The 19,506-nt window shown below is 66.0% G+C and carries 14 protein-coding genes; 6 read left to right on the top strand and 8 right to left on the bottom strand.

Features of this window, described 5'->3' with window-relative positions; genetic code table 11:
- Nucleotides 1-77: 77 nt before the first annotated feature.
- The 4 genes from ACFVUS_RS02330 to ACFVUS_RS02315 all read right to left on the bottom strand — a co-directional run bounded on the left by ACFVUS_RS02330 (nucleotide 78) and on the right by ACFVUS_RS02315 (nucleotide 2,561).
- A complete protein-coding gene (locus tag ACFVUS_RS02330; RefSeq protein ID WP_375967127.1) occupies nucleotides 78-839 on the bottom strand; it encodes a MerR family transcriptional regulator in 762 nt (253 codons plus the stop codon).
- A gap of 44 nt (nucleotides 840-883) precedes the next feature.
- A complete protein-coding gene (gene garA / locus ACFVUS_RS02325) occupies nucleotides 884-1,360 on the bottom strand; it encodes a glycogen accumulation regulator GarA (RefSeq protein WP_364633657.1) in 477 nt (158 codons plus the stop codon).
- A gap of 121 nt (nucleotides 1,361-1,481) precedes the next feature.
- Nucleotides 1,482-1,880, bottom strand: coding sequence for a glycine cleavage system protein GcvH (gene gcvH, locus ACFVUS_RS02320; protein WP_364633655.1), 399 nt, complete (start codon nucleotides 1,878-1,880; stop codon nucleotides 1,482-1,484).
- Between the two features lie 69 nt (nucleotides 1,881-1,949).
- Entirely contained in the window at nucleotides 1,950-2,561 is a 612-nt protein-coding gene (locus ACFVUS_RS02315) for a CDP-alcohol phosphatidyltransferase family protein (RefSeq protein ID WP_387761341.1), read from the bottom strand.
- A 148-nt stretch (nucleotides 2,562-2,709) separates the two neighbouring features.
- Between ACFVUS_RS02315 and ACFVUS_RS02310 the strand changes: the two genes are divergently transcribed.
- The 3 genes from ACFVUS_RS02310 (at nucleotide 2,710) to ACFVUS_RS02300 (ending at nucleotide 6,877) form a co-directional block, all read left to right on the top strand.
- The gene (locus ACFVUS_RS02310) at nucleotides 2,710-4,404 is read left to right on the top strand and encodes a GMC oxidoreductase (RefSeq protein ID WP_387761340.1); all 1,695 of its coding nucleotides are present in this window, start codon (nucleotides 2,710-2,712) and stop codon (nucleotides 4,402-4,404) included.
- 112 nt (nucleotides 4,405-4,516) lie between these two features.
- Entirely contained in the window at nucleotides 4,517-5,872 is a 1,356-nt protein-coding gene (locus ACFVUS_RS02305) for a DUF2252 domain-containing protein (protein ID WP_387761339.1), read from the top strand.
- A 120-nt stretch (nucleotides 5,873-5,992) separates the two neighbouring features.
- Nucleotides 5,993-6,877, top strand: a complete 885-nt coding sequence (locus ACFVUS_RS02300) for a nuclease-related domain-containing protein (RefSeq protein WP_387761337.1) — start codon at nucleotides 5,993-5,995, stop codon at nucleotides 6,875-6,877.
- On the opposite strand, the gene ACFVUS_RS02295 is transcribed toward ACFVUS_RS02300, so the two are convergent.
- The 3 genes from ACFVUS_RS02295 to ACFVUS_RS02285 all read right to left on the bottom strand — a co-directional run bounded on the left by ACFVUS_RS02295 (nucleotide 6,849) and on the right by ACFVUS_RS02285 (nucleotide 11,840).
- Nucleotides 6,849-7,517: a phosphatase PAP2 family protein gene (locus ACFVUS_RS02295; RefSeq protein ID WP_387761336.1), complete on the bottom strand. Its 669-nt coding sequence runs from the start codon at nucleotides 7,515-7,517 to the stop codon at nucleotides 6,849-6,851. The two genes, ACFVUS_RS02300 and ACFVUS_RS02295, sit on opposite strands and share 29 nt — an antisense overlap.
- 26 nt (nucleotides 7,518-7,543) lie before the next feature.
- Entirely contained in the window at nucleotides 7,544-9,775 is a 2,232-nt protein-coding gene (locus ACFVUS_RS02290) for an MMPL family transporter (RefSeq protein WP_387761335.1), read from the bottom strand.
- A gap of 145 nt (nucleotides 9,776-9,920) precedes the next feature.
- A complete protein-coding gene (locus ACFVUS_RS02285; protein WP_387761334.1) occupies nucleotides 9,921-11,840 on the bottom strand; it encodes an acyl-CoA dehydrogenase in 1,920 nt (639 codons plus the stop codon).
- A gap of 179 nt (nucleotides 11,841-12,019) precedes the next feature.
- On the opposite strand from ACFVUS_RS02285, the gene ACFVUS_RS02280 reads away from it, so the two are divergent.
- Entirely contained in the window at nucleotides 12,020-13,369 is a 1,350-nt protein-coding gene (locus ACFVUS_RS02280; protein ID WP_387765358.1) for a threonine/serine exporter ThrE family protein, read from the top strand.
- A 16-nt stretch (nucleotides 13,370-13,385) separates the two neighbouring features.
- On the opposite strand, the gene ACFVUS_RS02275 is transcribed toward ACFVUS_RS02280, so the two are convergent.
- Complete coding sequence (locus ACFVUS_RS02275) at nucleotides 13,386-14,078, bottom strand: class I SAM-dependent methyltransferase (RefSeq protein WP_387761332.1); 693 nt, start codon at nucleotides 14,076-14,078, stop codon at nucleotides 13,386-13,388.
- A 135-nt stretch (nucleotides 14,079-14,213) separates the two neighbouring features.
- On the opposite strand from ACFVUS_RS02275, the gene ACFVUS_RS02270 reads away from it, so the two are divergent.
- Both ACFVUS_RS02270 and ACFVUS_RS02265 read left to right on the top strand, forming a co-directional pair.
- Nucleotides 14,214-16,412: an MMPL family transporter gene (locus ACFVUS_RS02270; protein ID WP_387765356.1), complete on the top strand. Its 2,199-nt coding sequence runs from the start codon at nucleotides 14,214-14,216 to the stop codon at nucleotides 16,410-16,412.
- A 27-nt stretch (nucleotides 16,413-16,439) separates the two neighbouring features.
- Nucleotides 16,440-19,502 carry an NACHT domain-containing protein gene (locus tag ACFVUS_RS02265; RefSeq protein ID WP_387761331.1) on the top strand — a complete coding sequence of 1,021 codons (3,063 nt, stop codon included), beginning with the start codon at nucleotides 16,440-16,442 and terminating at the stop codon, nucleotides 19,500-19,502.
- Nucleotides 19,503-19,506 lie beyond the last annotated feature (4 nt).

The raw sequence follows: 19,506 nt of genomic DNA, 5'->3' as shown, positions 1-19,506 counted from the left end.
GCCTCCCATAAACTCAGCCGACCGCCCGGCCATCGACACAGCGGGGCGAGTCGTATCACCGAGTCTAGGCGAAGATTTCAGCCTCCGAGCGAAGCACGCACGGAGGTCTTCACCAGGCAGGTGTGCAGGGTCAGCGACAGTGCCGCCAACTCTCGCACGGTCTCCTCCGCACGGGCGCGAGCGTCCGCGTCCCGGCTCTTGGCAATGGGCGCGGCGATCTGCGCGACCATGGCCGCCTCCCGGTCCGCGGCAAGTTTGAAGGCGCGCAAATGCCTTGCCTCCAAACCGAATTCACTCAATGCCTTGGCGGTGCGCGCGAGCGTCACCGCGTCGGCGTCGAAATAGCCTGCCGCACCGGGCGTAATGAGATTCGCGCGAATCAGTTCGGTGAGGAACTTCTCGTCGATTCCCGCCTGCTGCAACAGATCCGCCCGCGGAATCCGGATCTCGTGATCGAACCGGAGTTCCTCGGGCGATACCTCACCGGGCACGACGCCGAGCCGCCGTAAGCGGCCATCGCCGTTGGGCCCCAAAGCATCTCTGGAATCGGACACAGCTCCCCCGCCCGCTCGGACCCGGGCTTCCCGTACTCCGAGCGTCGCGGCGCCGCTGTCGATCGCTTCCAGCTGTTCCTTGATCACCTTGAGCGGCAGGTACTGATCCCGCTGCGCCGTGAGCACGAACCGCAGGCGTTCCACGTCCGCGACGTGGAACCTGCGGTACCCCGAAGGAGTGCGCTCCGGACTGATCAATCCCTCCGATTCGAGGAACCGAATCTTCGAGATGGTGATGTCCGGGAAATCCGGACGCAGCAAATCCAGCACGGAGCCGATCGACATGCCCCCGCGCGTCCACTGCGCTGCGCCAGTCATTCCGCTCGGCCCTATAGTGCGCCCGCCGCCGATTCACTCGACGCGGGACGCGGACCGGTGAGGAACACGAGACGGAACTTGCCGATCTGAACCTCATCGCCATTCTGCAGCTCCGAGGAATCCACCGGCTCCCGGTTGACATAGGTGCCGTTCAAGCTGCCCACATCGACGACCTGGAAGGTGTCGTCGTCCTGGCGGAACTCCGCGTGCCGACGGCTGACGGTGACATCGTCGAGAAAGATGTCGCTGTCGGGGTGACGTCCCGCGGAGGTGGTGGGCTGATCGAGCAGAAACCGCGAACCGGCGTTCGGGCCGCGCTTGACGACCAGCAGAGCCGCACCCGCGGGCAGACCCTCGACTCCTTGCACCGGCTGTTCGCCGGTCTGCTCAGGGCGCGACGTGTCGACCTCGTTCAGGAAATCAGCACGGAACACCGAAGTGGTCTCTGCCGCTGTCTCCTGGTAACCCGGGTCCTTGTTCTCGCTCACCCTTGCTCTCCTCCTCGAACCGAATAATCCATAGCAAGCAGTTGATGCCTTCAGCGGAACTGTTGGCATTGACCGTACCCTGCCCAGGCGTACCCGTGCAGGTAGAACTGTGAAGGCTGCTTCAGCCTCCGATAACTCCTTGATAACCTGCGGCATCGAGCAGGTCACCGTATGCGGCATCGAGGGTCTCGGCCGAGTCCAGCTCGAGTTCGAAGATCCAGCCGTCGCCATAGGGATCGGTGTTGAGGGTCTCCGGCTCGGCCGTCAGAATCTCGTTCACCGCAACGACTTTCCCGGCCAGCGGGGCGTAGATGTCCGAAACACTCTTGGTGGACTCGACTTCGGCGATGCTGTCGCCGTTGGCGACGTCTTTGTCGGTGTCGGGCAGCTGCACGAACACGACATCACCGAGCTGCGACTGGGCATAGTCGGTGATACCGACCCGCACGCGGGCCGGGCCGGCGATGCGCACCCATTCGTGTTCCTCGGTGTAGCGCAGGTCGTCGGGTAGGTCGCTCACTGGCGGTGTCCTTTCAACGGGCGGTCCTTTCGGGATCGGCGAGGATCCGTTCGCCACACACCCTAATGGCTACTGATCTTCACGCGATGCGGCCGGTATGGCTCGGGCAACCGCAATGGCTTTGCCCGCGTAGAGAATGCCGGTCCAGACGTACACGGCGGTACCCCAGACCAGGAATGCCCCGCCGAAGGCACGGCTGAAACCTGCCAGGGGCCAATCCATTTGGCCCGCCAGGGTCCACGGCAGCGCGGACATGAGCGCGAAGGTGGCGGCCTTGCCGAGGTAGATGACCTCGGGCGGGGGCAGCCCGCGCCGCTTGTAGATGCCGAGGGTCAGGGTCAGGATGCCGTCGCGCGCCACCAGGATCACCACCACCCACCAGGGCAGGATGCCGCGAATCAGGAAGCCCGCCAGGGTCGCCAGCAGGTAGAGCCGATCCACCAGCGGATCCAGGATCGCGCCCAGCTTGGACGATTGATCAAGCAGCCGTGCGAGTTTCCCGTCCAGGAAATCGGTGAAACCGCTGGCCACCAGCAGCGCGAAGGCCCAGCCGTCGGCCTCGCGGACCAGCAGCAGCCAGAGGAAGACGGGGACGCCGATCAGCCGGATCGCGCTCAGCACGTTCGGGACGGTGAAGATGCGGTCGCTGTACACCGGTTCGGCGTTCCGCTCGGTTGTCACAACCCTGGTCTTACCGCAAAGATCCTCGAGTCTCCAGGCGGGTCGCGTGCGAGTCTTGTTGTTGTATGGTCTCCGCCATACCCGGCGGATGACAGAATGAGTTGATAAGTTTCTCATTTGTTATCCCGGCATGCGAGAGGACAGACCCATGCCCGACTTCGACTACGACGTCGTTGTGATCGGCTCCGGTTTCGGCGGAAGCGTGAGCGCGCTGCGGCTCACCGAGAAGGGCTACCGGGTGGCCGTGCTGGAATCGGGCCGCCGCTGGAACGCCGAGGACATCCCCAAGACCAACTGGAATGTGCGCAAGGCGATCTGGGCTCCGCGCCTGGGCATGACGGGTACGCAGCGCATCAGCGTGCTGGGCAAATGCGCGGTCTTCTCCGCGTCCGGGGTGGGCGGGGGCTCCCTGATCTACGGCAATACCCTCTACGAACCGCTGCCGGAGTTCTACACCGATAAGCAGTGGGCGCATATCACCGATTGGAAGAGCGAGCTCGCGCCGTACTACGACCAGGCGCAGCGCATGCTGGGGGTCACCCCGAATCCGCGAATGACGCCCGCCGACGAGGTGATTCGCTCGGTCGCGGAGGATCTCGGGGTCGCCGACACCTTCCATGCCACGAATGTGGGCGTGTTCTTCAACGAGGCCGATCCGGGGACCGAGGTCGAGGATCCGTACTTCGGTGGCGTCGGGCCGCGCCGCAACGGCTGTATCCATTGCGCGCGGTGCTTCACCGGATGCCCGCACAATGCCAAGAACACCACCCCGAAGAACTATCTCTACCTGGCCGAACAGGCCGGGGCGACGGTGTTCGCGCTGACCGAGGTGACCAAGGTGCGGCCCATGGTCGGCGGCGGTTACGCGGTGGAGACCGCGCGCTCGGATCGCTGGGTTCGCAAGGACCGCAAGACCTTCACCGCGGAGCAGGTGGTGTTCGCCGCCGCCGCGCTGGGCACCCAGAAACTGCTGCACAAGATGCGCGATGAGGATGTGCTGCCGGAGCTGTCACCGCGGCTGGGCGAGCTGACCCGATCCAATTCCGAGGCCATCCTCAATGTGGTCAGCCACGGGCGCGACGATTTCGCGCAGGGCGTAGCGATCACCTCATCGATCCATCCGGAACCGAACACCCATATCGAGGTGTGTCACTACGGGCACGGGCAGAACGGGCTGTTCCCCATGTCGGTGCCGATCGTGGACGGCGGTGCGTTCCGGTTCCTGCGCTTCCTGCTGGCGATCCTGCTGCATCCGATCGTGTTCGCGCGCAGTCTCAATGCCCGCAATGCCTCCGATAAATCGGTGATCCTGCTGGTCATGCAGTCCCTGGACAATTCGCTGACCTCGTATCGGCGCTGGGGTCAGCTCAAGACCAGACAGGGCACGGGCAAGCCCAATCCGACCTGGATTCCGCTGGCGCACGAGGTGGGCAGGCGGTTCGGCAAGAAGGTCGACGGGGATGTGCACTCGCTGATCATGGATGTGTTCAATATCCCGGCGACCGCGCACTACATCGGCGGCTGCGTGATCGGCGAGGGGCCCGAAGCCGGTGTGGTGGACCCGTATCAGCGGGTCTTCGGCTATCCGGGACTGCATATCGCGGACGGGTCGGCGGTGACGGCGAATCTGGGCGTGAATCCGTCGCTGACCATCACCGCGCAGGCCGAGCGGGCAATGGCGTTCTGGCCCAATCGCAATGACGCCGATCCCCGGCCGGAGCTGGGGCAGCCGTATCGGCGGATCAGTCCGGTGCAGCCCAAACAGCCGACCGTGCCGGAATCGGCCTCGGGTGCGCTGCGGCTGCCGATCTTCCCGGTGGATCCGCCGGTGCCCGCGCACTGAATCCCGGTGACCGGGACCACTTATCGAGTGGTTCCGGTCGTCTCGCGTGGGATCGCGGCCGCCGGTAGGTTGGAACGTTGTGTGCTCCAACGTGATCGACTTCCGTACCCCCGTGTCGTCGCAGGAGGTGTGGGATCGCGGCCGAGCGCTGCGCGACCGCACCCCGGTCGAATCGCGGGATCGGGCCGCGGTGTCCGCGTCCCGGCCGGGAGTGCTCGACTTCATCGACGCCAGTAATGCCGGACGTTTGCCACACCTGCTGCCGCTGCGCATCGGGCGGATGGCGGCATCGCCGTATTCGTTCTTCCGGGGGTCCGCCGGACTGATGGCGGCTGATCTTGCGGGCGGTCCCGGCAGTGGGCTGACGGCGCAGCTGTGCGGTGACGCGCATGCGGCGAACTTCGGTCTGTACGGCACCCCGCGCGGTGAGATCGTGATGGATATCAATGATTTCGACGAGACCGCGCCGGGGCCCTGGGAGTGGGATCTGGAGCGTCTGGCCGCCAGTCTGGTGCTGGCGGGCCGAGAGGGCGGAGCCTCGGAGGACGACTGCCTGGCCGCGGCGCGCGATGCCGCCCGGTCCTATCGACTGGCGGTGGCCGAACTGGCGGCGCAGCCGTTCCTGACCTCGTGGACGGCGCTGCCGGACGAATCGGTGATCGGTAAGGCCGACGCCGATCCGCTGCTGGAGCATTTCCGCAAGGCGGCCAAGAAGGCGCGCAAGAACACCAGCGCCAAAGTGGTGCGCAAGTGGACCGAACATCTCGAGGATCACGAAACCGGTTTCGGCACACGCAAGTTCGTGGCCGATCCGCCGCTGTTGACCCCGGTCGGGGCGGGCGTGGCCGATGCGGTGATCGACGGGCTCGCCGGTTACGTGGGCACGCTGCGCGAGTCGCGCCGCAATCTCATCACCCGATTCACGGTGTCCGACATCGCTTTCCGCATTGTCGGCACCGGAAGTGTGGGCCTGCACAGCTATTTGGCGCTGCTGCACGGCAATGGCGACGAGGTGCTGGTGCTGCAGATCAAGCAGGCCGCGCCGTCCGCGCTGACGCCGTATCTGCCGCCGGTGCCCGCCCGGCACGAGGGTGAGCGAATCGTGCAGGGCGCCAGGCATGTTCAGGCCGAGACGGATATCCTGCTGGGCTGGACGACGCTGACCATCGAGGGGCGGCAGTTGCCGTTCATCGTGCGGCAGTTTCGGAATCTCAAGGGCGGCATCGATCCCTCGACGCTGGACGCGGGCCTGCTCGACGATTACGGGCGGCTGGCGGGCGCGCTGCTGGCCCGGGCGCACGCGCGCTCGCTGGATCCGCGACTGGTCGCCGGATACCTCGACGACGCGCAGGCATTCGACGAGGCCGTGGCCGCTTTCGCGGTGCGCTACGCCGATCGCGTCGAGGTCGATCACGGACAACTGGTGACCGCGGTGAAGGAAGGCCGGCTACCGGCCGAGACGGCCTGACCCGCCGACCGACACACGACAGGCCGCAAATCTGGGCGGCGGGTGCGGACCGTCCGTACCATTTTCTTGACTGCCGGTATCGATTTCGACGAGAGAGGTGCGGCGCCGATGCTCGTTCGAGTGCAGAATCCCGCTGGCACACATGCGGAGAAGGTTCTGATCGATTGGCTGCGCACCTGGAAGGGCAGCGGCGATCCCAAGGGTGTGGCGACCGTCAATTGCAGCCTGTTCCACGGTGATCGGCTGTATCCGTTCGACGCGGTGATCTGGACGCCGTCCAGCTGTGTGGTCATCGAGGCCGAGGCCCTGGTGGAGCGCATGGAGGGCGAGCTCGAGGTGCCGCTCAACGGGCCGTGGCGGGTCGGCGACAAGCTGATCAACTTCGAGGGCAATGACAAGCGCACGCCGCTGGACAAATCCCGCGATCACACCTTCGCGCTACAGAATTGGCTGGCCGAGCGCGGGCTGGGGCAGCGCGTGGTGCACGGCGCGGTGCTGGTGGTGCCGCCGCCGGATTCCAAACTGCGGGTGACCCAGCTGTGGAGCGATCCCAGTTTCGAGGTGCTGGTCGGTGATGATCCCAAGCGGCTGCACGATTATTTCGTCGGCCTGTCCTCGCGCGGGCGGCCGCAGTGGTCGGCCAATGATGTGGCGTGGGCGTTCCGCGGGCTCGGAATTCTGCCGTATCTGCCCGCACCGCAGGACCTGCTGAACGAAGGCTTCCTGGGTCCGGTGGACATCACGCTGTGGCACGGTGGCCCGCAGCAGGCGCAGGCCGAGGCCTATGCCGAGGAGCAGGCGCAATTGGAGGCCGACGCGGCCGCGGCCGGGGGTTCGTTCCGAGTGCCGACCCCGTGGTTCGCACCGGCGCAGCTGTATCCGCGCGAGCGCGGGGATATCAATTTCGGCCGCGGGTTCATGCGGGTGATGCTCATGCTCGGCATGATCGTGGCGGTGCTGTGGGTGCTGTGGGTGATCATCGCGGGAGTTGTGGCGTACGGCTGAGCGGTTCGGCCCGGCGCGTGAGATACCAGCGCCAGGGTAGGTAGGCCGCCGTCACCATCGCGATGGCGGCGGCGGTCCCGCCGATGACATCGGTGGGATGGTGATAGCCCATACCCACCATGCCGACCAGGACCGCGGGCAGCACCACGGCCATGATCACCACAATCGTCACCCGCGCCCGCGCCGATTCGCTGATCAATGCCAGCGCGGTCACCACCGCGACCAGTTGCACGGTGTGGCCGCTGGGGTAGGCGAGATAGTGGTGCAGGTGCCGGTCCCAGAATGGCTTGAGCGCGAACGAGTTCACCAGGATCGCCAGCTCCGGGCCGATGATCATGAACCCGGCGGCCCACCAATGCCGCCGATAGCCGAACCATGCCGCCGCGCCCAATTGCAGCGGAATGACGATGTAGTTGTTGCTCGGTGCGACCAGCAGTCGATACAGCCACTGGTGCCCGTCGAAGGACGAGTGGATATGCCCGTCCAGCGAATTGTCCAGACCGGTCGGGCCGCCGTCGGCCGGAAAGAATTGCGGCACAACGACGGTCACGATCACGGCCGCCAGGATCAGCGCGGGTAACGCGGCGTGCCTGGCCAGGGAATCCAGCCGGTTCGGGGCGGGCGCGATCGATCGGGTCACGCCGCCACGATAGCCGCGAATCGGACTCAGTCCCGCAGCGCGGCTTTCTCCAGCAGTGGGCGCGATCGTGCCGGGGCCCACCAGTTGGCGGTGCCCATCAGTCGCATGAAGGCCGGGACGAGCACCATGCGCACCAGGGTGGCGTCCATCAGTACCGCGACCGCCAGACCGAGGCCGAGCATGCGATTCATGGTGACCCCGCTGGTCGCGATGCCGAGGAAGATCACGGACATGAGCAGGGCGGCGGCGGTGACGATGCGGCCCGAGCGCGCGATGCCCAGTGCCACCGCGTTGTCGTTGTCGGCACGGGTCTTGTCCGAGCGCTCCCATTCCTCGGTGAAGCGGGCGAGCAGGAAGACCTCGTAGTCCATCGAGAGCCCGAAGGCCACGCAGAACAGCAGCACCGGCAGGGTGGCGATGGTGTATCCGGTGGCCAGGGTCCCGAGGCCGCCCAGGTGGCCGTCCTGGAAGATCCAGACCAGCGCGCCGAAGGTCGCCGAGAGCGAGAGGATATTGAGCACCAGCGCCTTGAGCGGGAGCACCACGCTGCCGGCGAGCAGGAGCAGCAGGATGAAGGTCGTCAGGGCGATCCAGATGACCGCCCTCGGGAAGCCCTCCTTGATGCCCGCGGCGGAGTCGGCGTTCTGCTGGGCGAGACCGCCGAACAGCGTGGTGACGCCCGCGGGCTGTGCCACCGCGCGCAATGCGGTCAATTGCTGTTGTCCCCCGGTGGAATACGGGTCCACGCCGCTGGTGATGGTCAGGTGCGCGCCGCCGTCGCCGTCGGTGCCCGCCGGATCGGCGGGACCGGCGAGTTTGCCGCCGACATAGGTGCCCGCCGGACCGGTGACCGCCTTGACCTCCGAAACCTGTGACAGCGCAGACGAATACGCGCTCAGGTCACCGAGTTGCGCATAGCGGTTGGGCAGCTGGAACACGATATGCACTGTGCCGGTGGCATTGTCGTCGAAGCGTTCGCGCAGTAGATCGCCGACCTGACGCGATTCCAGCGAGGTGGGCAGCACGCGGTCATCGGGCATACCGAGTTTCAGCCCGAAGATGGGCAGCCCCAACATGATCAGCAGCGCCAGTACGGGCAGCGCGCACAGCGCGGGCCTGCGCTGTACGACCCGGGCGACGCGGTACAGGAAGCTTTCCCGCACCGGCCGGGCCTCGCGCAGCGGTTTGCGATTGATGCGTTCACCGAGCACGGCCAGCAATGCCGGTACCAGGGTCAGGCTGAGCACGATGGACAGCGCCACCACCGCGAGCCCGGCCACGGCGAGCGAACGCAGGAATGTGGTGGGGAAGAACAGCATTCCGATGAGCGCGATGCCGACCGTGGTCCCGGAGAAGGCGACCGCGCGGCCGCCGCGCTGCATGGCCAGGATGAGCGCCTGCTCGCGATCCCGGCCGTTCGCTATCTCCTCGCGATAGCGGCCGATGATGAGCAGGGAGTAGTCGATGGCCAGCGCCAGGCCGATCGCGGTGGTGATGTTCAGCGCGAACACCGACAGGTCCATGAACAGCGTCACCAGATACAGCAGTGCGCTGGTGCCCGCGATGGCGGCGATACCGGTGATGAATGGAATGGCCGCCGCCACAGCGCTTCTGAGGAACCAGATGAGCAGCACGATGGTGAGCGGCAGTGCGATGGCCTCGGCGAGGGCGAGGTCGTGCTGGGTCTGTTTACCGGTCTCGGACCACACCATGCCCTGACCGCCCGCGTGAATGGTGATGCCGTCGCGGCTGCCGAGGTATTCCTTCGCGATATCGGCCGCGGCGGCGGGTGCGGTGTTCTCATCGCCGCGCACGCTGGCCACGATCAGCCCGATCTTGCCGTCGCGGCTGATCAGGGTGGAGCTCAATTGCGGTTCGGTCCACAGGGATACGGCCTTGACGACGCGGTTGTCGCTCTTCAGGCGGGTGGCTATGTCCTTACCGCGGGCGGTGGCCGCCGGTCCCTGCGCGCCGCCGTCGGATTCGAGGGTCAGCACCAATTGCATTCCGGACATGCCGAAGTTCTGCGCCAGTATGTCCGCCGCCATGGCGGATTCGGAGTCCGAGGCGACGAAGCCGCCGTTGGTCAGCCGGGCGGCGGCCTGGGAACCCAGTACGCCGCACAGCAGGAACGCGATGCCCACCAGGGCCAGCACCAGTTTCGGTGCGCGGATCGCCGGTGTGATGAGCCTGGTGATCATCGGAGCCCTCCCGCGCGAATCGCGCACCGCGCCATGGTCGTCGACATTGTTCTCCACCCCGTGTCGATAGCTTCTACTACTTCATGTAGTACAAACTATGCGCCGGGACCGTTCGGCTCGATCGGCATCGAATGTGTCACATATCTCAACGAGACACTGCCGCACCATGGTTCATGGTGCGGCAGTGCGGGTGTGGCGATCGCTACGGCGCGGGCGATTCGAGCATGGCGGCGCGCAGCATCTTCTCGGGTACGCCGAGACCGTCGATGAGGGTCAAGGCGCTGGGGCGCAGGCGATCCACCAGTTCATTGACCCCGCGCCGGACGTTCTTGGCGCGTTCCACCGACATGAACCGGTGCATGATGTACCACGCCTGGTTCTCCTCGAGCGAGGTGTAAACGAAGAGATCGCAGACGGTTTCGGCGAGTTCGCGGGCCTCGTCGTCCTCGATGCCCGCGATACCTTCGATGAACGCCTCCAGCACCAGGCGGTCGATATGCGCGGTGCCCGCCGCCAGAATGTGGTCCTGGGCATTGTTGAACGCCTCGAACGGCCCGGTTTCCTTGGCGCGGGCGCGAAGTCGATGCCCGGCGGTGCGAACCAGATAGTCCTCGCGGTCGGCGAACAGTTGCAGCTGCACCGCGCGGCGGGACAGATCGCCGTCGTCGACGCTCTCCCCGGTGCGGTCGCGCAGGCGCTGGATGAGCTGGCGCACGCCCGAGCGTTCGCGCACCTCATCGCGAGCGATGGTGGCGGCGAACTTGACCCAGCCCAGGGCGTCCAGATCGCGGACCTCATCGGAGTAGGCGGTGAGCAGATCCTTCGCGACCAGCTGGGTCAGCACCAGGTTGTCGCCCTCGAAGGTGGTGAACACATCGCTGTCGGCCTTGAGGGTGACGAGCCGGTTCTCGGTGAGATAGCCCGCGCCGCCGCAGGCTTCGCGGCATTCCTGAATGGTGCGGGTGGCGTGCCGGGTCTGGGCGACCTTGAATCCGGCGGCGCGCTTCTCGAGTGCACGCTGAGCGCCGGGTGCGAGGTCCTGGCCGGTCTGCACCAGGTGCATGCGGCGTACCAGATCGTTCTGCGCGAATTGCAGTGCGTAGGCGCGGGCCACCAGCGGCAGCAGGCGGCGCTGATGGCTGCGGTAGTCCATCAGCACGGTCTCTTCGCCGGTATCGGGATCGGCGAATTGGCGGCGCTGTTCGGCGTAGCGGACGGCGATGCTCAGCGCCACGCGGGCGGCCGCGGCGGCCGCGCCGCCGACGCTGACCCGGCCCCGCACGAGGGTGCCGAGGGTGGTGAAGAAGCGACGGCTGGGGTTGACGATCTCGGAACTGTAGGTACCGTCGGGTGCGACGTCGGCATAGCGATTGAGCAGATTCTCACGCGGAATTCGCACCTGGTCGAACAGGATTCGGCCATTGTCGACGCCGGGCAGACCGCCTTTGAGACCGTCGTCGGAGGTGGTGACGCCGGGCAGATCACGGCCCTCGTCATCGCGGATCGGCACCAGGAAGCAATGCACGCCCCGGGTCTCACCGCCGGTCACCAGCTGCGCGAAAACCGCTGCCATGCGGGCGTGTTCGGCGGCGCCGCCGATGTAGTCCTTGCGCGAGGAGGGAGTTGGGCTGTGTACGACGAATTCCTGGGTCGCGGGGTCGTAGGTGGCCGTGGTCTCCAGATTGGCCACATCGCTGCCGTGACCGGTTTCGGTCATGGCGAAACAGCCGAGCAATTCCAGCGGCAGCAGTTTCTCGATGTACTGCTGATGCCGTTCGGTGCCGAGGTTGTCCACCGCGCCGCCGAAAAGTCCCCACTGCACACCGCATTTCACCCACAGCGACAGGTCGGTGTAGGCAAGCATCTCGAGCGCGGTCACGGCCCCGCCGGGATCGCTCGCGCCACCGGAAATGCGACCGAAGCCGAGTTCGGCCCATCCGAAGGAGGACACCAGATGCATTTGTTCCAGCACCCGCGCTCGCGCGGATTTGTAATCGAGGTAGGGGTCGCCGTAAAGGCGGTCGTCCTCGAGGTGTTCGCGGGCCTTCTCCCGCACATGTCGCCACGAACCATCGAGGGCCGCGCGTAGATGTTCCGCTATCTGATCGCCACCGTTCGCCATAGTTCAAAACACTACTTGCATAGACCTGGTCGACCCGGTGATCTATCGCACCCGTGTACTTTTCTCCTGTGAGCAATGATCTGGCTACCGAACCTCGCGGGGCCGTGGCGGGCCTGCGCGGGCGGTGGCGACTACTGCTGACCAGCGTCGTCGATCGCGCGGTGGCCGACCGCAATGCGATGGCGGACGCGGTTGTGGAGGCGCCCGCGCCGCTGCAGCCGATCGATCTGACCGATGACGCGACGGTCACCCAGGTTTTGGACCTCGCGGAGCGGGTAGGAGAAGTGGTCCTCGCGGCCGGAACCGCTGTCACCGACACCACGGATCAAATCGAATTCATCGCCTCGACCTACGGGCTCTCCAATTGCGATATCGATGTCACCTATAACTCGATTCGTATTTCGGCCGATCGCGGGCCGACGATGCCGCCCGCGAGCACCATGCGCGTTGTACATTACCGGTCGCTGGATTTCACGCGATTGGCGGCGGTGGATCGGCTCACCCGGCGTATTCGCCGCGAGTTGGTGCCGCCCGAGGAAGCCCTCGAGGCACTGGACGCCATCACCTCCGCGCCGCATCCGTACAACCGGTGGATCTCCACCTTCGGGTGGGCGTTCATGGCGGCCGGGGTGGCCTTGCTGCTGAACGGCGGACTGCTGATCGCGGCAATCAGTTTCGCGACCACCTGGCTGATCGACCGCACCAATCGCCGGTTGAACCGCCGCGGTCTGCCCTTCTTCTTCCAGCACATGGTCGGCGGTGCGATAGCGGCATCGCCCGCGGTCCTGGTGTCCACCTTCGCAAGTCATCTGAAGCTGGATCCCGCGCTGATCATCGCGGCCGGAATCGCCGTGCTGCTGGCCGGTTTACAGCTCGTCGGCTCGGTCGAGGACGCCATCACCGGTGCGCCCATCACCGCCTCGGCCCGCATGCTCGAGGTGGTCATGATGACCGGCGGCATCATCGCGGGCATCGTGCTCACCCTGCGCGTGGCCGAACTCATGGAGTTCACCGTCCCCACCGTCGACATGTCCCCCGGCCGCGACCTGACCAACCTCCCGGTCAAACTCCTCGCCGGCGCGATCACCTCCCTGGCCTTCGCCCTGGCGTGCTACGCCGAACGCCGCGCCCTCGCGGCAGCGGCCTTCAGCGGCGCGGCCGCCACGGTCGTCTACCTCCTGGTCCAACACGCAGGCTTCGGCCCCGTAATCTCCTCCGGCGTGGCGGCCGTCGTCGTGGGTCTCGCCGGTGGCCTCCTGGCCCGCCGCGCCCTGACCCCACCCCTCGTCGTCACCCTGGCAGGCATCACCCCCCTACTCCCCGGCCTCCGCGTCTACCGCGGCCTCTACGCCCTCCTCAACAACGAACAACTGATCGGCCTGAACCAACTCTTCAGCGCCTTCGCAGTCGGCTGCGCCCTCGCGGCAGGGGTAACCCTCGGCGAATGGTTCGCCCGAGACCTCCGCCGCCCCCGAATCATCACCCGCCTCAACACAATCCGCCGCCCCCGCCTCAAGCCCCGCATGTAGCCCCGTTGGCGGCGGGCTACCAGCTGTAATGGGAGGTGACTGCGGGCTGGCCGGTGTAGCCGGGGCCGGAGGTGTCGTCGGCGCCCAGGTAGGTGGCGGGGAAGGTCAGGGGTCGGGGGCCTTGGGCGGTGAGGCGATGGTGGCGGCGGTCGTAGTGCAGGCCCGCGGTGCGTAAGTGCGCCAGTACTTTTCGGGCGGCGGAGGAGCCGTCGGGGTTTCGGATGGAGTGTGGGTCGAAGTGTGCGGTGAGGCGGCCGGTCGGGGTGAGCCAGCCGGCCATGGCGGACAGGAGTGCTAGTTTGTCGCCGATGTAGTGCAGGCCGTGCACGCAGGTGACCAGGTCGGCGGGGCGATCGGGGTGCCAGTCATGGACGCTGGCGGTGATCAGGCGCAGGCGGTTCGTGTGCGGCCGGGTCTGGAAGTAGTCGATCAGGTCGACGCCCAGGAGGGTGATATCGGCGTCGGGGAGGTCGCGGGTGAAGCGCTGTTCGGCCTCGAGGAGCGCCCTGCCGGATCCGCAGCACAGGTCGATCCAGGTGACGGTCGTATCCGGCTGGGCGCGAACGGTTTCGGACAGCAGGTGGAACGGGTCGAAGCCGAGGTCTCGTTCGTAGCTGTTGACTCCCGCCAGGCCGCGAGTGCGATTCATCGAATTGTTGGCGACCACCGAGGATCGTTCCAGCGCTGGGTCGTCGAGTAGCTCGGACACCGGATCAGGTAAACACACATTGCCGGGCGGGAGTGAATAACAGGTGGTGGGAGCGGGTAATGCGGTGCGGGGCAGGTTAACAGCGGGTGGGGTGGGTGCCGGGGGCGATCTTGCTTGTTACCGTGACGTATGAACCTGTTCGCGCGATGGGGTGATCTGGCCTGCCGCTTGCGGTTTGCTGTTATCGGGATTGTGGCAGCGGCGCTGCTGGCTTTGGGAGGTTACGGGCAAGGGCTCGATGATCATCTGAGTTCGGGGGGCATGTTCGATTCGGGGTCGGAGTCGACCGAGGCTGCGGGGCTGGTGGGGTCGGCGTTCGCGCAGAACCACGATGTCGATGTGGTGTTGCTGTTCACCGCACCCGAGGGCAAGACCGTGGACGATCCGGACTTCAAGACGACGGTCGTCGATCATCTGAACAGCCTGCCCAAGGATCATCCGGGGCAGATCGCAAGCATTCGGGCCAGCTACTGGCCCACCGAAACCGGGGCAGTATCAGCGGCTTTGGTGACGAAGGATCGGACGCGGGCGCTGGCGGCCATCGCGCTACGCGGGTCCACCGATACCGAACTGCTGCAGAGCTATCGGTCGGTCAAGGGCGACTTCGGCATTCCGGGTTATGACGTCCAGGTGGGCGGATTGCAGCCGGTGTCGGTGACGCTCAACGACACGATCGCGGACGATATCCACCGAATGGAACTGCTGGCGATTCCGCTGGTGGGGCTGCTGCTGTTCTTCATTTTCGGCGGTGTGGTTGCGGCGGCTCTGCCGCTGGGGATCGGACTGCTCACTATTTTCGGCGCGTTCGGCGTGGTGCGGTTCATCACGAACTTCACCGAGGTCAATTCCTTTGTATCCCCGGTCGTTTCGATGATCGGACTAGGACTGGCCATCGATTACGGACTGTTCATCGTGAGCCGGTTCCGGGAGGAGCTGGCAGCCGGTTACGACACGCGTTCGGCGGTACGGCGTTCGGTGATGACGGCCGGGCGCACCGTGGTGTTCTCGGCGACCATGATCGTGGCGAGTCTCGGTGGGCTGCTGCTGTTTCCGCAGGGCTTCCTGAAATCCATCGCGTACGGGGCGATCGCGACGGTGACCATCGCGGCGCTGACCGCGCTCACCGTGCTGCCCGCGGTGCTGGCGATTCTGGGTCCGCGCGTGGACGCGCTCGGGCTGGAGCGGTTCCGGCGCACCAGGTCGAAGGCCAAGCAGGAGAGCGGTTTCTGGACGCGCAGCACTCGATGGGTGGTCAAGCATCCGCGCGTGGTCGCCGTACCCCTGCTCATCGGACTGTTCCTGTTGATCCTGCCGATGCGCAATCTGGTCTTCGGTGGATTCAGTGAGAAGTATCTGCCACCGGACAATCCGACCCGCATGGCGCAGGAGCAGATCGACCACTACTTCCCGCTGCGCAAGTCCGATCCGATCGAGGTGGTGTTCGTCTCGCCCAATTCGGCGGCTGTGGGTCCGGTGTGGAGTACGGCCAACAAGGCCCCGGGCCTGGTCGCGCCCTTCGAGATTCCCATTCGCTCGGCCTCGCACCCGGATATCTATCGCGCGACCGCACCGGTCGCCGATATCAACGACGCCGGGCAGACCATCGAATACCTGCGGCATATGGAACTGCCGGACGGGATGCGGGTGCTCGTCGGAGGCGTACCCGCACTACAGAAGGACAGCATCGACGCCCTGCTGGCGCGCATGCCCTGGATGATCGCCCTGGTCCTGCTGACCACCACCCTGCTCATGTTCCTGACCTTCGGCTCCCTGGTGCTGCCGATCAAGGCCGCGCTCATGAGCGGTCTCGGCCTCGGCTCCACGCTCGGCATCGTGACGTGGATCTTCGTGGACGGCCACGGCGCGAGCCTGCTGAACTTCACCCCGCAGCCCGGCCAGGCGAACATGCTGGTGCTGATCATCGCCATCGTCTACGGCCTGTCCACCGACTACGAGGTATTCCTGGTGTCCCGCATGGTCGAAGCGCGTTCGCGCGGCGCGACCACCGAGGAGGCGATCGTGAAGGGCACCGCCCAAACCGGCGGCATCATCACCGCGGCGGCCCTGATCCTGCTGGTGGTCACCGGCGCGTTCGCCTTCTCGGACCTGGTTCTCATGCAGTACATCGCCTACGGCATGATCGCCGCCCTGTTCATCGACGCGACGGTGCTGCGCATGTTCCTGGTCCCGGCCACCATGAAACTGTTGGGCGACAGCGTCTGGTGGGCCCCGAAGTGGATGCAGCGCCTGCAACGCAGGGTCGGCCTGGGTGAGCCGGTGCTGGAGGACGATCCACGCCTGACCGTCCCGGACCTGGTCGAAACCCGGCACTGATCGGCGTTCCGCCATAGCATTTCGATCGTGGCCGAGGAGGATTCGATCACCCAGGGGCTGACGGGGCTGCTAGGCGGCTTCACCGGCGGGGTGATCGTGGCGGGGGTGCTGGCGATCGCGTTGAAGAAGCTCGGCGACAAGCTGGGTGAGGGGCTGTACGGCCTGCTCACCACGCTGCCCCGCCGAGCGATGGAACGTGTCGCGGTGTGGGTGAGCGAGGACAAGCGAATCACCCACTACCGCGCCAAGATTCCCGATGAGTACGGGCGGCACATCCTGACCAGACAGCGTCAGGTGGCGGTGGACGCGGTGTACATCCACCTCCAGTACGAGCGGGCCGGGCGTCGGCACGATCTGCGCCAGCGCGTGCTCGGCGAGAAGGCGGTACTGCTGCTGGGCGAGGCGGGAGCGGGAAAGTCGCTGCTGTCCAAGTACTTTCTGCTGCAATGGGCCGAACTGCCGCGCAAAGTGGCACGCGAACAGCAGCTTCCGGTGCTGGTGGAATTGCACCGCTGTGACGGTTCGGTGGATCTGGCGAATCTGATCGCGGCGCGCTTCCGCCTGGCACATGACAGGGATGATTCGCGCGCAAGGGATTTCGTCACCCGCAGATTGAACGAGGGCGCGCTGCGCCTGCTGTTCGACGGGCTCGACGAGGTGAATCCCGATGAGCAGCCCGGCGTGATCAATGCCCTGGAGACCTTCCGCCGCACCCATGCCAGCGGCGAGGAATCCAATTCGATCGTGGTGACCTGCCGCTCCTCGGCTTACAACGGCAGCCTGGGCGCGTTCGAGGTCATCCATATCGCCGATTTCGACGACTCCTCGATCCTGCGTTTTCTGGACCGCTGGCTGACGCTCGAACGCTCGGAGCGCGGCGGCTTGACCGAGGCGGAACTCGCCGAATTGGGCAGCGCCGAAAGCCTTTTCGACCAGATCCGACAGCACCCGCAATTGCATCAGCTGGCCCGCACGCCACTGCTGCTGAGCCTGCTCGCCGATCTGTACACCGGCAGCCTCCTGCGGCGCGGTCGTTCCCTGCCGAGTTCACGCACCGCCTTCTACTCCCGTGTCACCGACCATATGGTCACCCGGGATCTACTGTTGGGCCGCGCCGGTCGCGCCTCCCCCTACGAGCCGGGCGAAAAGCTGGCCGTACTCAAGCGCATCGCCCTGACAATGACGGAAACCACTGCGGCCGAAGGTGATCGACTCATCATCACGCAGCAGAGGCTGCGCGAGGTCATGACAGCCGCACTCACCTCCCTGGACCTGCGCACCGAACACGGCCGCGAACTGCTGCGCGATTTGACCGACCGTTCCCAATTGCTGGTCGGTTCCGATACCGGCGAGCGATTCTGGTTCCCGCACAGAAGCTTTCAGGAATACTTCACCGCTCGCGGACTGGAAGGCCCGGCCGGGGCCGGCCGACTGCTCGCAGGTTATTGGGCAGATCCCCCGTTCTGGCGCGATACCGTGCGCTTCTGGTGCGGATTGGACGGCAACGACTCCACCCTGGCGGTCGAGCGTCTCTTCGAGGCAGGCGATATCACGCACCGGGTGCTGGCGCTGGAATGTCTGGCCGAGGCGAGTCAGATCGACACCGCCCTCGCCGACCGCATTCTCACGCATTTCCGCACCGAATTGCCCACCATCAGGCGCAATCTCGGACTCGAGGGCATTGTCGACGCCCTTGGCAACGTCGCCGCGCGCGACACCGATCGTGGTCGCGCGCTCCGCGCGGAACTCGAGGTCGAGTCGGCCGCCGACGTCTATCGAGCCATGCGGGTTCTCGCCCGCTCCGGCCGTCCCGATGCCGCCCGGTTCCTGGTGGATCTGGCAGTTCGCGAGGACAGCCGACGAGCACGAATCTGTGTCGAGGCCATGGGTGAGGTCGCGGTGCCCGCGCTGGCGCGGGTGGCCGATGCCGCGCACCTCTGGGCGGTGGACGCGCTCGGCGCGATCGCCACTCCGGGCGCGGCGGTCCAGTTGGCGGAATTGCTCTGGGAAGATGATGCGGTCGCGACGCGAGCGGCCTGGTGGCTGTGCGTACTGATCCGGGAGCCGAATATCGAAGCGACGCTGGAGCGGCAGGCGTCCCGCGGACCCGGGCCGGACGATAACGACATCGACCTATTCGGGCGAATTCGAGTCGCTTGGCATCCGTTCACCGCCGAACCGGCCGGACGGTTCTCGTGGATGATGGCTCGGGTGGCATATCTGACCGACCGGTCGACCTCGCCGCTGAACCTCAGCGGTGAACTGGACCCGCGGGTCGCAATTCTGCTGACGGGGATCGCACTCACGCGGGAGGGGATCGGCCGGGATCTGAGCCAGAACTTCCGATATAGCAATCCGCCGACGGAGAGCGCAGCCGACGCCGATCGCGCGTTCGGCGAGTTCCTGACCCGCATGGGGGTGAGCAATTCGGCGCAGCGGATTCTGCGCTCCCTGCCGGGTCCGGTGCAGCGGGCATTCGCGACCGAGATTCTGACGCGCGACCGATCGGACGATATCGATGAGCAAGGGTGGATGGCGCTGTGGCCGCGGGCTTCTCGCGATGCGGCGCACAACACCACTCGCCTGGAGCGCGGCTACTGGACCGTGCTGAGCATCGTTCTCATCGGTCTTCCGGGTACCGGCCTCTACCGCGTGATCAGCACGGTCAGGCATTCCTGGCCCTGGGGTCCGGTGTGGGCGGCGTGGGCGATGCTCATCCTGTGCGGCGCCGCCGTGCTCTGTCTGGGTGTCGGGATCAGCCTGATGGACCGGATAACGGCGCCGGACCCCACCGACATCGAGGATTTGCGAAGGAGGCGAACCAGATTCGCGACCTGGTACAGCCATCTGGATCTGTACTTCATCATCGCCGGCATATTCGCACTGCTCACCTCCGGCATACTGCTGGCCGCACCGGGTCTGGCGACTCTGGCCGCCTGGGTCGGCTGGCCGCCGATCTTGATCGCCATGTTTCTACTGGTGGCCGTGCTGGTGCCGGTGCACTACACCATCGAACGTTTGAATCGCGAGACGCGAAACCCGTTCCGCGCCATCATCCAGACCTATAACCGCGGCAGAACGGACGAGTAGTCGC

Origin of the sequence: Nocardia sp. NPDC058058 (genome assembly GCF_042885355.1) — a bacterium.
Lineage (GTDB): Bacteria > Actinomycetota > Actinomycetes > Mycobacteriales > Mycobacteriaceae > Nocardia.
The sequence above is the reverse complement of the archived record's forward strand: the minus strand, read 5'-3'. Positions and strand labels throughout refer to the sequence as shown.